General features: G+C 46.1%; 14 protein-coding genes. 7 read left to right on the top strand and 7 right to left on the bottom strand.

Annotated elements, in window-relative coordinates:
• Positions 1–397: 397 nt before the first annotated feature.
• The 4 genes from frdA to frdD are packed head-to-tail and all read left to right on the top strand — an operon-like array spanning position 398 to position 3,729.
• Positions 398–2,197, top strand: a complete 1,800-nt coding sequence (gene frdA / locus LIX84_RS21645) for a fumarate reductase (quinol) flavoprotein subunit (RefSeq protein ID WP_226422149.1) — start codon at positions 398–400, stop codon at positions 2,195–2,197.
• The gene (locus LIX84_RS21640; RefSeq protein ID WP_005381489.1) at positions 2,197–2,955 is read left to right on the top strand and encodes a succinate dehydrogenase/fumarate reductase iron-sulfur subunit; all 759 of its coding nucleotides are present in this window, start codon (positions 2,197–2,199) and stop codon (positions 2,953–2,955) included. Before frdA ends, LIX84_RS21640 begins: the two co-directional genes overlap by 1 nt.
• 2 nt (positions 2,956–2,957) lie before the next feature.
• Positions 2,958–3,341, top strand: coding sequence for a fumarate reductase subunit FrdC (gene frdC, locus LIX84_RS21635; RefSeq protein WP_005395419.1), 384 nt, complete (start codon positions 2,958–2,960; stop codon positions 3,339–3,341).
• 10 nt (positions 3,342–3,351) lie between these two features.
• A complete protein-coding gene (gene frdD / locus LIX84_RS21630) occupies positions 3,352–3,729 on the top strand; it encodes a fumarate reductase subunit FrdD (RefSeq protein ID WP_005395421.1) in 378 nt (125 codons plus the stop codon).
• A gap of 102 nt (positions 3,730–3,831) precedes the next feature.
• On the opposite strand, the gene LIX84_RS21625 is transcribed toward frdD, so the two are convergent.
• A complete protein-coding gene (locus tag LIX84_RS21625) occupies positions 3,832–5,235 on the bottom strand; it encodes an SPFH domain-containing protein (RefSeq protein ID WP_005395423.1) in 1,404 nt (467 codons plus the stop codon).
• Between the two features lie 265 nt (positions 5,236–5,500).
• Complete coding sequence (gene efp / locus LIX84_RS21620; protein WP_005395425.1) at positions 5,501–6,067, bottom strand: elongation factor P; 567 nt, start codon at positions 6,065–6,067, stop codon at positions 5,501–5,503.
• A gap of 32 nt (positions 6,068–6,099) precedes the next feature.
• Between efp and epmB the strand changes: the two genes are divergently transcribed.
• Both epmB and LIX84_RS21610 read left to right on the top strand, forming a co-directional pair.
• Complete coding sequence (gene epmB / locus LIX84_RS21615; RefSeq protein ID WP_005381502.1) at positions 6,100–7,122, top strand: EF-P beta-lysylation protein EpmB; 1,023 nt, start codon at positions 6,100–6,102, stop codon at positions 7,120–7,122.
• 95 nt (positions 7,123–7,217) lie between these two features.
• Positions 7,218–7,715, top strand: a complete 498-nt coding sequence (locus LIX84_RS21610; protein WP_005395427.1) for an MgtC/SapB family protein — start codon at positions 7,218–7,220, stop codon at positions 7,713–7,715.
• 99 nt (positions 7,716–7,814) lie between these two features.
• Here LIX84_RS21610 and LIX84_RS21605 read toward each other — a convergent pair whose 3' ends face one another.
• From LIX84_RS21605 to LIX84_RS21595, 3 genes are all read right to left on the bottom strand, one after another.
• Entirely contained in the window at positions 7,815–8,378 is a 564-nt protein-coding gene (locus tag LIX84_RS21605) for a VC2662 family protein (protein ID WP_005395435.1), read from the bottom strand.
• A 316-nt stretch (positions 8,379–8,694) separates the two neighbouring features.
• A complete protein-coding gene (gene groL / locus LIX84_RS21600) occupies positions 8,695–10,341 on the bottom strand; it encodes a chaperonin GroEL (protein WP_005381509.1) in 1,647 nt (548 codons plus the stop codon).
• A 77-nt stretch (positions 10,342–10,418) separates the two neighbouring features.
• Positions 10,419–10,709 carry a co-chaperone GroES gene (locus LIX84_RS21595; protein WP_005381516.1) on the bottom strand — a complete coding sequence of 97 codons (291 nt, stop codon included), beginning with the start codon at positions 10,707–10,709 and terminating at the stop codon, positions 10,419–10,421.
• Between the two features lie 240 nt (positions 10,710–10,949).
• Between LIX84_RS21595 and LIX84_RS21590 the strand changes: the two genes are divergently transcribed.
• Positions 10,950–12,332 (top strand): MATE family efflux transporter, encoded by a 1,383-nt coding sequence (locus LIX84_RS21590; protein WP_104974720.1) that lies wholly within the window; start codon positions 10,950–10,952, stop codon positions 12,330–12,332.
• A 94-nt stretch (positions 12,333–12,426) separates the two neighbouring features.
• Here the strand turns inward: LIX84_RS21590 and pfkA are convergent, their stop codons facing one another.
• Positions 12,427–13,389: a 6-phosphofructokinase gene (gene pfkA, locus LIX84_RS21585; RefSeq protein ID WP_005397529.1), complete on the bottom strand. Its 963-nt coding sequence runs from the start codon at positions 13,387–13,389 to the stop codon at positions 12,427–12,429.
• Positions 13,390–13,673: 284 nt separating this feature from the next.
• The gene (gene fieF, locus LIX84_RS21580; RefSeq protein WP_005397530.1) at positions 13,674–14,582 is read right to left on the bottom strand and encodes a CDF family cation-efflux transporter FieF; all 909 of its coding nucleotides are present in this window, start codon (positions 14,580–14,582) and stop codon (positions 13,674–13,676) included.
• Positions 14,583–14,664 lie beyond the last annotated feature (82 nt).

The raw sequence follows: 14,664 nt of genomic DNA, 5'->3' as shown, positions 1-14,664 counted from the left end.
ATTCTACATGCTTTTCACTGTTCAACGAGAGGGGAATTTCCCTTCTCTATTCTCCCGCCACATTGTTCAAATTTGAGGCAAGCATTACTCGTGCCGCAGCACAAAAAACACTCAGTTAAAATCCTATTATCCATGCGGTTAATGTCACGCAACACAGGTTTAACATCCCTAATGTTAATGCTTGAGGGCCAAAACCTCGATGCCGTGATAGCAGTCACATAACCTATAAATTCTATGCCCTTAAGTGCATTACCGAAGCAAAAACCCAATTACATCAATTTTTCTGCCATGTGGCTCATCTACACTAACCCTACTACTTTTGGGGAGTTCTTTTTAAAGAGCGCCTCGTAATGACAATAACAAGCGGATTTCCGCAATCACACACTGGAGGATAACTGTGCAAATTATCACCACAGATATCGCAGTCATCGGCGCAGGCGGCGCTGGTCTTCGTACTGCTATTGCAGCGGCTGAAGCAAACCCAGACTTAGAAGTCGCTCTGATTTCTAAAGTTTATCCAATGCGCTCCCACACGGTCGCTGCAGAGGGTGGCTCAGCAGCAGTTATCAAGGATGAAGATAGCTTAGACAACCACTTCAACGACACTGTTGGCGGTGGTGACTGGCTATGTGAACAGGACGTTGTTGAATACTTTGTAGAGAACGCGACTCGCGAAATGATCCAAATGGAGCAATGGGGTTGCCCATGGAGTCGCAAAGAGAACGGTGAAGTCAACGTACGCCGCTTTGGTGGTATGAAGGTTGAACGTACTTGGTTCGCTGCAGATAAAACTGGCTTCCACATGCTTCATACGCTATTCCAGACATCCATGAAGTACAGCAACATCAAACGTTTTGATGAGTACTTTGTGTTGGATCTGCTTGTTGATGAAGGCGAAGTTCAAGGTCTGATTGCTATTCACATGTCTGAAGGCGAGCTTGTTACTATCAAAGCAAAATCTGTTGTTCTAGCAACAGGTGGGGCGGGCCGTGTTTACCACTGTAACACCAATGGCGGTATCGTAACGGGCGATGGTATGGCAATGGCTTACCGTCACGGCGTTCCTCTACGTGATATGGAGTTCGTTCAATACCACCCAACAGGTCTTCCTGGCACAGGTATCCTGATGACGGAAGGTTGTCGTGGTGAAGGCGGTATCATCGTTAACAAGAACGGCTACCGTTACCTACAAGATTACGGCATGGGCCCTGAAACTCCAGTTGGCCAACCGAAGAACAAATACATGGAACTGGGTCCTCGTGACAAGGTTTCTCAAGCTTTCTGGCACGAACAACAGAAAGGCAACACCATCAAACACCCACTGGGTGACGTGGTGCACCTAGACCTTCGCCACCTTGGTGAAGAGTACCTACAAGAGCGTCTACCGTTCATCTGTGAGCTAGCAAAAGCTTACGTAAACGTAGACCCTGCAAAAGAGCCAATTCCAATTCGTCCAACAGTTCACTACACCATGGGTGGTATCGAGACAAACGGCGGCTGTGAAACTCGCATTAAAGGCCTATTCGCGGTTGGTGAATGTGCGTCTGTTGGTCTTCACGGTGCAAACCGTCTAGGTTCTAACTCACTGGCTGAGTTCGTGGTATTTGGTCGCGTAGCGGGTGAAAACGCTGTAAAACGCGCTGAAGAATTCAAAGGCTGGAACGAGTCTGCAATCGATGCTCAAGTGAAAGCAGTTGAAGAGCGCATCGCCAAACTGATGAACCAAGAAGGTGATGAGAACTGGGCAAACATCCGCACGGAAATGGGTCATACCATGGAAGCGGGTTGTGGTATCTACCGTCAAGAAGATTTGATGCAAGAAACCATTAACAAGATCACCGAACTAAAAGAACGCTACAAACGCATCAGCATTAAAGACAAAGGCAAAGTGTTTAACACTGATCTTCTGTACGCAATTGAAGTGGGTTACGGCCTAGAAGTCGCAGAAGCGATGGTTCACTCTGCGATTCTACGTAAAGAATCTCGCGGCGCGCACCAACGTCTGGACGACGGTTGTACAGAACGTGATGACGTGAACTTCCTAAAACACTCACTTGCTTTCTACAAACCAGACTCAGCGCCAAGTATCGATTACAGCAATGTGACTATCACTAAGTCACAACCAAAAGCTCGTCTATACGGTGAAGCAGCAGAAAAAGCCGCAGCTGAAGAGAAGAACGCAGAGGAGCAAGCATAATGTCAGCAAATCGCATTCAAAAAGTAGACATTCTGCGTTATGACCCAGAAAAAGATGCAGAACCATACAAGCAAACATTCGAAGTGCCATTCGATGAAACCATGTCTGTGCTTGACGCACTGGGCTACATTAAAGATCACCTAGACAAAGATCTATCTTACCGTTGGTCTTGCCGTATGGCGATCTGTGGTTCTTGCGGCATCATGGTGAACAACGTACCGAAGCTTGCTTGTAAGAGCTTCCTACGTGATTACCCAGACGGTGTGACTATCGAGCCTCTAGCAAACTTCCCAATCGAGAAAGACTTGATTGTTGATATGACACCGTTCATCGAACGTCTTGAAGCAATCAAACCGTACATCATTGGTAACGACCGTAAACCAGAAGACGGTACGAACTTGCAAACGCCAGAGCAAATGGCGAAATACAAGCAGTTCGCTGGTTGTATCAACTGCGGTCTGTGCTACGCGGCGTGTCCTCAGTTTGGTCTGAACCCTGAGTTCATCGGTCCTGCGGCACTAACGCTAGCGCACCGCTACAATCTAGACAGTCGTGACAACGGTAAAGATGAGCGCATGAAGCTTATCAACGGTGAAAACGGTGCTTGGGGTTGTACGTTTGTTGGTTACTGTTCTGAAGTTTGTCCGAAGAACGTTGACCCAGCAGCGGCAGTAAACCAAGGCAAAGTGGAGTCTTCTATGGACTTCGTGATTGCTATGTTGAAACCTGATGGTTCACCAAAGAAAGTGGAGGCATAAGGATGAGCAATCGTAAACCTTACGTTCGTGAAGTAAAACGCACTTGGTGGAAGAACCATCCTTTCTACCGCTTCTACATGCTACGTGAAGCGACTGTGCTGCCTTTGATCCTATTCACTCTGTTCCTAACTTTCGGTTTAGGTTGCTTGGTGAAAGGCCCTGAAGCATGGCAAGGTTGGTTGGATTTTATGGCAAACCCAATCGTAGTCGCAATCAACATCGTTGCACTACTAGGTAGCCTATTCCACGCTCAAACTTTCTTCAGCATGATGCCACAAGTAATGCCAATTCGTTTGAAAGGCAAACTGGTGGACAAGAAAATCATCGTATTGACTCAGTGGGCTGCGGTTGCGTTCATCTCACTGATCGTTCTCATCGTGGTGTAAGGAGCTGAGCATGAAACCGAATTATAGTGTAAACACATCACCAAAACGTTCTGATGAGCCAATCTGGTGGGGTCTATTTGGTGCTGGCGGTACTTGGTTCGCGATGATCACGCCAATCACGGTATTGGTGCTAGGTATCTTGGTCCCACTAGGCGTGATTGATGCAGAAGCGATGAGCTACGAGCGTGTCTCCGAATTCGCAACCAGTATCATCGGTGCGCTATTCATCATTGGCACCCTAGCTCTACCAATGTGGCATGCGATGCACCGTGTACACCACGGCATGCACGACCTTAAATTCCACACTGGTGTGATAGGTAAAATTGCATGCTATGCATTTGCAGGCCTCATTACTGCACTAGCCGTTATCTTTATCTTCATGATTTAAGAGGCTGACCAAAAAAGAAAAAGCTGGCTCTATGCCAGCTTTTTTATTGCTTTGGGTTACCCATGATCTTTTTGCTTTTTAAGCTTTTGACCACCCATGATCTTATTGCTGTATGACCTTCTTCGTTTGGTCCATAAGACCCAGGGCACCAAAGCCAGTAATCACATCTAGGTTTGTTTTCAAGCCCGTTTCTTCGCTACCACCAATGTAGTTTTGTGGCATCTGAACTTGGAAGTTTTGCAAGTTGTTGTACAACGAGTTCGCTACGTCTCGATTCAACTCTGCCAAATAAACTTCACGGTTTGCCCCTAACGCCGAGTACTTCGCTTTTAGGACCTCAGATTCTGCACGACCTTTCGCTAATATCGCTTTCGCTTCAAACTCAGCAGAAAGTGCGTTCGCCTTTTGAATGGCTAAGTTAGCCTCCGCGATAGCTAGCTCTTTCTCCTTCTCGACTTCAGCAAGTCGTTTGGTTTTTTCCACTTCAACGATTTCACGCTCTGCAATCTGACGTGCAACTTCCACTTCTTTTTGTTGAGCAATAATAGCGAGTTCTTTACCACGCTGGGCGTCTTGCACCTCACGTGTTCGTTGAATCTCTTTGCGTAACTGCTCGGTCTCTGCCTGTGCTTTCGACGTTTCTTGCTCCTGAATCGCGCGAATACGATCCGCCACTAAACGCTTTTTATCCGCCAATAGCTGATCCAATTGCTTTTCTGGCTGCGGGTCACCAATGGTCACCTGCGTCACTTGAATGCCGTATTGTTGTAATGGGTTGTCTTGACGAATTGGTTGCCCGGTTTTATCTACAACTGGCACCGTTTTCCAAACCAGTTGATTGGTACGCTGTAATTGGTTCGCATTGGCCTGATTCGCCCCAACAGGCGCAAGATCCAACTCTTCCACTTCAACCTGACGTCGCTCTGTTAGATAAATCCCCTCTCGCAACTGATCGCCAAGTTTCGATTTGAACTGGTTCAAACCACCTTGGAAAAACTCTTCACCCGTGTATTGGGTAGCAGTAATCACCGTCACGTTACGTGCGTTCTTTACAAGCAGCGCATCAATCAAGTTACTGTTGTTACGGAACTCTTTGTGCATCTTCTTAACCGCTTCAGGGTCATTACTGAGCTTAAAGCGGAATGTTACGGGGATCTGACCAATGTAAGTGTCGGCAAACCGAACCTGAATCGCATCAAGACGTTGATAAAAATCTTCGCCCTTGCTATTACCGAATGACACGGTGATCACTTGGTCATACTTGGTGATTTTGGACAGAAATGGCATACGAAAATGAATGCCAGGTTCAGTAAACACATCCAACTCACCAGTGATATTGTTCTGATGCACGTAGCTGTAACCTGCATCGGTCATCAGCACAGAGCTATTAATCGTTAAGCCTATTGCCAACAGCGGTACGCCAAACACCGCAGCTTTCAATCCTTTGTGTAGTAACTGACGTCTTTCTTCCACCTTTAAACCCCTTCCTAAACCTCTACTTTCCATTTTGTTCTCCTTTTTGGATTGTTACTGAGTTAAATCGATAAAAATCAGATTGCTATGCAACTCAACAACAAGAACTAATGTATCAAAATGTTACATTAAGGAATAATCGACAGATTCATGAAATAAATAAGATTTTTACGAATAATACAAAATCATCGAAAATTTGCGGAGGATATCGATTTTCTATGCAGGAACATTCAAGAGAGAATTACAGGCAATAAAAAAGGCCGCCGAAGCGACCTTTCTAACAATCAATCTAAAGTGCTTACTTCACACGGCCTACGTATTCAGCCGTACGAGTATCTACGCGAATCACTTCACCAATTGAGATGAACAGAGGAACACGAACAACAGCGCCAGTTGATAGCGTAGCTGGTTTACCGCCAGTACCTTGAGTATCACCTTTCAGGCCTGGATCTGTGTCTACCACTTCTAGCTCAACGAAGTTTGGTGGAGTAACAGTAATTGGGTTACCGTTCCAAAGTGTGATCATACAAGTGTTGTTTTCTACCAACCACTTAGCGTTGTCACCTACCGCTTTTGCGTCTGCTGCGATCTGTTCAAACGTTTCACTGTTCATAAAGTGGTAGAATTCGCCGTCTGAATATAGATAATCTAGGTCGATATCCATTACGTCTGCCACTTCACAAGTGTCACCAGACTTGAATGTTTTCTCTAGCACTTTACCAGAAAGAAGTTTACGAATTTTAACGCGGTTGAACGCTTGGCCTTTACCTGGTTTAACGTATTCGTTTTCCAGAATTACACAAGGCTCGTTATCAAGCATTAACTTAAGACCGCCTTTAAATTCATTGGTGCTAACTGTAGCCATTTTTTCCTCTTACATTCTTAGAGCTAAATTCAATGCCGCACATAATAACCCGAAAAGTCGAATCTGTTGAGCAAAACTGGCTCAAACAGTTGGCGAATGGGATCTCTGATCCTGCAAAATTGCTCGAAATACTGGAAATAGATCCTTCACCGTGGCAAGACGGGTTTGCCGCGCGCAAGCTGTTTGCACAGCGTGTACCGCAAAGTTTTGTCGATAGGATGGAGAAAGGCAACCCTAAAGACCCTCTTTTACGTCAGGTTTTACCATTAAGTGACGAATTTGAAGTACATCCGGGCTATTCCAACGATCCGTTAGAAGAGCAGGATAATGAAGTCCCTGGTCTGCTACACAAGTATCGCAACCGCGCCCTAATGATTGTCAAAGGTGGCTGCGCGGTAAATTGCCGTTACTGTTTTCGTCGTCACTTCCCTTATCAAGAGAACAAAAGCGGCAAGCAGGCATGGACCAAGTGCTTAGAGTACATGGCGCAGCAACCAGAGTTGAACGAAGTCATCTTCTCAGGTGGTGACCCATTAATGGCAAAAGACGATGAGATTCATTGGCTTTTAGAGCACATTGCTCACATACCTCACATCAAACGTCTGCGTATTCATAGCCGTTTACCTGTGGTGATTCCAGCTCGAGTCACTGATGAGCTATGCCAACTGCTGCAAGCATCAAGGTTACAAATCATCCTCGTCACTCACATCAACCATGCCAACGAAATCAATGACGAATTTGCTGAACAGATGTTCAAGCTCAAAAGAGCGGGCGTTACGCTTCTAAACCAAGGCGTTCTACTGAAAGGCGTGAATGATTCGGTAGAAGCTCAAGTGGCGTTAAGTGAAGCCTTATTTGACGCGGGTATCTTGCCTTATTACCTCCACGTTCTTGATAAGGTGCAAGGCGCGGCGCACTACTTTATTTCGGACGAAGAAGCAAAAGCCATTATGCGTGGACTCATCACGCGTGTATCGGGTTATCTGGTACCAAAACTGACACGAGAAATTGGTGGCAGGCCAAGTAAAACGCCATTGGACTTGCATTTAGAATAGGTCCTGACGTTCAATTAAATTTGTCGTCACGACCGTTCCTTTTTGTTCGCTTTGCACGGTAAGTCTATGCATACTCCGCTCTTTTGGAGGTCAAGATGCATACAGCACTCGAACAAATTTTCGATCTTGGCCCATTCAGCTGGCCTGCCCTACTATGCTGTGCCATTAATGGGCTAATGATCGGTATCGAACGCCAAACTCGTGGTAAACCTGTTGGCATTCGTACGGCAATTCTTATTATTTCAGGCACTTACCTGTTTATGTCGATGGCAGTATCGTTATCGCCAAATACACTCGATCAAGCACGCGTGCTTGGTCAGATTATTACTGGTGTCGGCTTCTTGGGCGCAGGGGTGATGATGACACTCGATGGAAAAATCCACGGCGTAACATCCGCAGCGGTTATTTGGGTACTGGCAGGATTAGGGTTGATGATCGGTTTGGGTTATTTAACGCAGTCGGTGGTCATTACCCTACTGGCTTTAACGGTGTTGCTGGGCGTGGATAAAGCAGAAAACCACATCAAAGCATTGCGCCGAGGGGTTCACCAAAGAATTCAACAACGCAAAACCTCATCCCGCTTAATTAAATAGTTAACGCGCCGATAACTCGCTTCACCCCATCAGTAATTAAAAAGCCCTCGACGAATATCGAGGGCTTTCGGTATCTAAAGATTCTGACTTGCTCAGGGATTATTTAGCGAAGTTGATGAGTGGGAAACACTTGAAGAAACCGTTATCCGCACAGTTCAAAAGACCAATTTGTACGCCATCAATTTGATCGGTCATGTTGAAGAAACCAAACTGGAAGTTAGACTTTTTAGAGATACTCGCTAAGCCCACATCCGCCATGGTGTAGCCTTCAGAATAGTTCACCGCGCTCCAGTTCAAGCCTTTTACATTGTTCGTAATGTTGACAGCACCCAAGTTAACACCCGTCGTCTGACCTTGGTTCCAGTTAACTAAGCCTAAAGACGCACCTTTCATTTCTTGGTTTACCTTTGCTGCACCAAAAAACAGACCGAAGTTCACACCTGTCGTACGATCCGTTTCTGACATACCAAGCAGTGAAAAGTCGACACCTTTAACCTCATTCACCTGTCCATGCAACACGGCTAAACGAACACCACCAACTGACGAGTTAGAAGGTGCGTTTGTGTTGTCGATAGTAGAGAACATCACAGGTGTACTGTCAGCAAGAGCAACTGGTGATGCAATAGCGGCTGCAACCGCCAATGACGTCATAAGCTTTTTCATTTTCATCTCCATGATGGGAAGCAACAATTTACAACATAGTGTAATGTTCAGATTTTGCGCTATCCACGTTCAAAAAATGTTAGCGGTAGGTCAGATTTAACCATCTGACTCAAAAGAAAAAATTTTATTGCTTCTATTTTCATGTTTTTCCACTGACATTTCTTGAACTCGCCTCTCACAATCGAAGCCACATCAGAATGCTATATTTCTCGGATAACGCGCATAAAAAAGTCGAGGCAAATGCCTCGACTTTTAAAGGTTTGGTCGGTTATCTTTCCGCTATAAGGATTCCCTTAGAGCAAAGAGATAAGCTGGCTTACATCATGCCACCCATACCGCCCATGCCACCCATGCCGCCCATGTCAGGCATCGCTGGTGCGTCTTTTTGCGGTAGGTCAGTAACCATTGCTTCAGTCGTGATCATCAGACCCGCAACCGATGCTGCGAACTGTAGCGCAGAACGAGTTACTTTCGTTGGGTCTAGAATACCCATCTCTAGCATGTCGCCGTATTCGCCTGTTGCCGCGTTGTAACCGTAAGAGCCTTCACCCGCTTTCACGTTGTTCGCAACCACTGAGTCTTCCTCACCTGCGTTCTTCGTGATTTGACGGATTGGCGCTTCCATTGCACGTAGTGCAACGCGGATACCAACGTTTTGCTCTTCGTTGTCACCCGTTAGGTGAGCAATCTTAGATGCCGCGCGGATAAGTGCAACACCACCACCAGCAACAACACCTTCTTCAACCGCTGCACGAGTCGCGGCTAGCGCATCTTCTACACGGTCTTTCTTCTCTTTCATTTCAACTTCAGTTGCTGCACCAACTTTGATTACTGCAACACCGCCAGCCAGTTTCGCTACGCGCTCTTGTAGTTTCTCTTTGTCGTAGTCTGAAGTTGCGTCTTCGATTTGTTGACGAATTTGAGCTACGCGACCAGAGATCATCTCTTCTTCACCGATACCATCGATGATAGTCGTGTTTTCTTTCGTGATAGAAACACGCTTCGCTTGACCTAGATCTTCTAGTGCTACTTTTTCAAGCTCTAGACCGATTTCTTCAGAAATCACAGTACCGCCTGTTAGGATAGCGATGTCTTGTAGCATTGCTTTACGACGGTCACCGAAGCCAGGTGCTTTCACTGCTGCAACTTTCACGATGCCACGCATGTTGTTGACAACCAATGTTGCTAGCGCTTCGCCTTCTACATCTTCTGCGATGATAAGCAGTGGACGAGACGCTTTCGCTACAGCTTCTAGCGTTGGAAGAAGTTCACGAATGTTTGAGATCTTCTTATCAACTAGCAGGATGAATGGGTTTTCTAGATCAACACTGCCTGACTCTTGGTTGTTGATGAAGTAAGGAGATAGGTAACCGCGGTCGAACTGCATACCTTCTACTACGTCTAGCTCATCTTGTAGCGCCTGACCTTCTTCAACAGTGATAACGCCATCACGGCCCACACGCTCCATTGCTTCAGCAATGATGTTACCTACGCTTGCGTCTGAGTTTGCAGAGATAGTACCAACCTGTGCGATCGCTTTCGTGTCGTTACATTCAACAGAAAGCTCTTTTAGTTGCTCTACTGCTGCTGCTACTGCTTTGTCGATACCGCGCTTAAGGTCCATTGGGTTCATACCCGCTGCGACTGCTTTTAGACCTTCGTTTACGATAGATTGTGCTAGTACTGTTGCTGTTGTTGTACCGTCACCTGCCGCGTCGTTTGCTTTAGACGCAACTTCTTTAACCATTTGTGCGCCCATGTTCTGGAATTTATCTTCCAGTTCAATTTCACGCGCTACTGATACACCATCTTTCGTGATAGTCGGTGCACCAAAAGATTTGTCTAGAACGACATTACGTCCTTTAGGACCCAGTGTTACTTTTACTGCGTCAGCCAGAACGTTTACACCCTCTAGCATTTTAACTCGTGCGTCATTACCAAATTTAACGTCTTTAGCAGCCATCTTTGATTTCCTTTCTAAAATTCTTTGTGTGTAATTTCGTAATTGAATCTGAGCAAAAAATTACTCAATGATTGCTATTATTCAACGATCGCCATGATGTCGTTTTCAGACATGACAAGCACTTCTTTACCGTCGATTTTTTCAGTTTTTGTACCGTAACCTTCAGCGAAGATAACAGTATCACCAACTTTAACGTCCAGCGGCAGTACTGTGCCGTTTTCTAGGATGCGGCCTTTACCCACAGCTAGAACAACACCGCGAGTTGATTTTTCTGCAGCAGAACCAGTGAGAACGATGCCACCAGCAGACTTAGATTCAACTTCTTTACGTTCAACGATAACTCGGTCATGTAATGGACGAATGTTCATCGGTCGTCTCTCCTGAAAATTTCCATGTTTATTTGATAATTGTCCTTAGGGACTGTAGCCCCAGACACGTGATCCCTATATAAGGGGTCGAAGCAGCGATCCCAAGGGGGTGGCACAAAATTTTTGTGACTTAGTTAAAATAACGAACAACTAAGCAACGGTTTGCGTTCGAAATGCTCACTCGCCCAGCATCTCGCTTTCTTGTATCCTTGCAGTTTGCTCACCACATAGTTGTCATACATGCAGGAAAATAACAAGCTGGAACCCCAAGCGACCGATAAGCATGGTTTGTTGACCGCACCTATTCCTGAAACGCTGCGGAAAATGACCGTCCCCATGACCATGGGCATGATCGCGATTTTGATGTTTAACTTGGTGGACACGTTTTTTATCTCGTTGCTTGGTACTCAAGCGCTAGCGGCGATCAGCTATACCTTCCCTGTAACCTTTGCGGTTAACTGCATCACGATGGGAATAGGGATGGGTCTATCGACCAATATTGGTCGCTTACTTGGACAAGGTCACGCCCCACAAGCCGCTCGGTTTACCACTCACGGTTTGTTATTAGCGGTGTTACTCGTGGCTATCGCCTCTTCGATTGGCTTTGCCACCATTGCACCACTGTTCCGCTTTCTTGGCGCAGCCGACGACCTAATTCCACTCATCGAAGAGTACATGCAGGTGTGGTATCTCACCATTCCATTGTTGGTGATCCCAATGGCGGGCAATAGCGCGATACGAGCATCTGGGGATACAAAAACACCCGCCAAAATCATGATGTTGGCGGGCTTGATTAACGGCATGCTCGATCCACTACTGATCTTCGGACTTGGCCCATTCCCCGAGCTTGGCATCCAAGGGGCGGCAATAGCCAGTGCTTTTAGCTGGTTAGGTGCACTATGTGGCTCATTCTATGTGCTAGTTAAACGCGAAAAGTTGCTCGCTCAACCCCAATGGTCCTTGCTGAAACAAGATTGGCAGCAAACGTTAAAAATCGGCACTCCTGCCGCACTGTCGAACGCGATGAATCCACTGTCGGGCGCAATTTTGATGATGCTCTTATCCAGCCACGGTACGGCAGCGGTTGCGGCTTACGGTGCGGCGCAGCGTATTGAGTCTATTTTGATCCTAGTCTTGATGTCTCTGACCTCAGCACTCACGCCATTCATGGCACAAAACTTAGGGGCGAAAAACCCTCAACGTGCCTTTTCCGGCTTATTTATCAGCATGCGTTTTGCGGTCGTGTTCCAAGGGTTTATCTTCTTGATGATGGTGCCATTGAGTATTCCTCTAGCGGCATTGTTCTCGCAGGAAGAAGCGGTTAAAAATCTGCTGTGGCATTACCTGCTTGTGGTGCCGTTCAGTTATGGTTTTCAAGGCATTGTGATGATGTTAATCAGTGGTTTGAATGCGATGCACAAACCATTACGAGCATTTCAATGGAGCTTTATGCGTTTGTTTGTGTTTACCCTGCCATCTGCATGGATCGGAAGCCAAATTTACAGTATTGAAGGCTTGTTTATAGGTATCGCAGTGGGGAATACGTTAGGTGGCCTACTTGGCTATATGTTTGCACTGCGCGAACGTAAATTGACGCTCATTGAACAGAGCAGCGCTTCGTAAGATTTTGTCCGATGCGTCAGCTTCCTTTTGCTGATACTCAAATACAAAAAAACCGCGGAAAGCCGCGGTTTTTCTTTATCTATTTCAAACTTGCTTAGAACAGTTCTTCAGCAACTTTGTATAGATCGTTGCGTACTGGACGCTTCATGTTTTCGATCGCGTCGATGATGTCGTGGTGAACAAGTTGCTCTTTCACGATACCGACACAACGACCACCATGACCTTCGATCAATAGGTGAACAGCGTAGTTACCCATACGAGATGCTAGAACGCGGTCAAATGCCGTTGGACGACCACCACGTTGGATGTGACCAAGTACTGTTGCACGAGTTTCACGACCTGTCGCCGCTTCGATGTCACGAGCCAGTTCATTGGCATCCATCATTAGCTCAGTCAACGCGATGATTGCGTGTTTCTTACCTTTTGCAATGCCGTCTTGGATGTTGCTGATCAGCTTGTCTTTGTCTAGACCAGTTTCTGGAGTGATGATGTACTCACAACCACCCGCGATTGCAGACATCAGAGTTAGGTCACCACAGTGACGGCCCATGATTTCTACAATTGAAATACGTTGGTGAGATGAAGAAGTATCACGTAGACGGTCGATTGCATCGATAACTGTGTTTAGTGCACTTAGGTAGCCCACTGTGTAGTCAGTACCAGCGATATCGTTGTCGATTGTGCCTGGTAGACCGATACATGGGTAACCCATTTCAGTCAGTTTCTTCGCACCCATGTACGAACCGTCACCACCGATCACGACTAGCGCATCGATACCATGTTTTTTCAGGTTCTCAATCGCTTTTTCACGCACTTCCACTTCTTTAAATTCAGGGAAACGTGCAGAACCTAGGAACGTACCACCTTTGTTGATCACATCTGAAACGCTAGAACGATCTAGCTTCTCGATGCGGCCTTCGTATAGGCCTAGGTAGCCGTCGTACACACCGAATACTTCCAATCCCTCGGATAGTGCTGTACGTACTACGCCGCGTATCGCCGCGTTCATACCAGGTGCGTCACCGCCACTTGTTAAAACACCGATCTTCTTAATCATGCTCACCCTCGATCTTTGGCAATCAATTATTTAATTTTCTTTTAGGCCCCTTGTTACCAAGCAACCTGCATAATCCAGAACTGTGCGTTATGTTACATTTCCTCTACAGGATTACCAATGAAAACGCACTTTTTTATGTAACTTTTCTACTTATGTAAGAGTATTACAGTTTCTCTATGAAACTTTGTTGATTCACATCAGGATCACGAATCTTAATAAGTATTGATGGAAAGATAGTCAATAAGTGCCTGTTTGTCGTCAGGCACTTATTGATTTTTCGAGCCCTACCAATCTTGCGCTTTTTGCTCTTTCTCTGGCCCAAAAACGACAGACAATGGATCTTGATGGATCAAAACATCCGCATCAGGAAACAAAGCTAAAAGGTTTTCCTCAACTTTATCGGCAATATAGTGCGCTTCGATTAAACGTAAGTTATCGTCTAGCTCCAAGTGCAACTGAATAAAGCGTGTCGGCCCTGACATACGGGTACGCAGTTGATGAACCCCAAGAACCCCTTTCACATTCAAACATTCATTGCGGATTTGCTCCAATTCGGAATCCGGCAGCTTTCGGTCTAATAACGTCTGAATCGCTTCGCTGACCATTTTAAAGGCGCTGTAAAGAATGAAGACACCAATGCCAATCGCAAACACCGCATCCGCTTGCGTCACGCCAAAGTAGCTGAGTCCCAGAGCCACCATGATCGCAGCGTTCATATACAAATCAGTCTGATAATGCAGAGAATCCGCCGCGATTGCTTGGCTCCCTGTCACGCGTACCACATGTTTTTGGAACATCACCAAGCCAAGTGTGACCACAATCGCAAACAGCGATACATAAACACCGAGCTCCGGCGCATGCAGTGCGTGTGGACGGAAAAATCGGTCAATCCCGTTCAGGATCAAAAATACCGCCGACCCCGAAATAAACATAGCCTGAGCTAAGGCCGCTAAAGACTCAGCTTTACCATGCCCAAACGTATGTTCGCGGTCTGCTGGTTGTAAGGCATAACGGACAACAACGAGATTTACCACCGACGCGGCGATATCCAACATTGAGTCGATAAGTGATGCCAATAGGCTAACTGAGCCGGTTACCCACCACGTGATGACTTTTACAATCAAGAGAAGAGTCGCCACAATAGTTGCAGTCCAAGCTGCGGTCGTCACTAAACGTGCATATTGCTGTTTCATAATCAAAGAGTTAACTCAAACCATACGTTGAGTATATTGAATGCCCATGAAATAACCAGATCAAAAAAGAGGCAACCAATGG

Source organism: Vibrio sp. E14 (genome assembly GCF_020515785.1).
Taxonomy (GTDB): Bacteria; Pseudomonadota; Gammaproteobacteria; order Enterobacterales; family Vibrionaceae; genus Vibrio; species Vibrio diabolicus.
The sequence above is the reverse complement of the archived record's forward strand: the minus strand, read 5'-3'. Positions and strand labels throughout refer to the sequence as shown.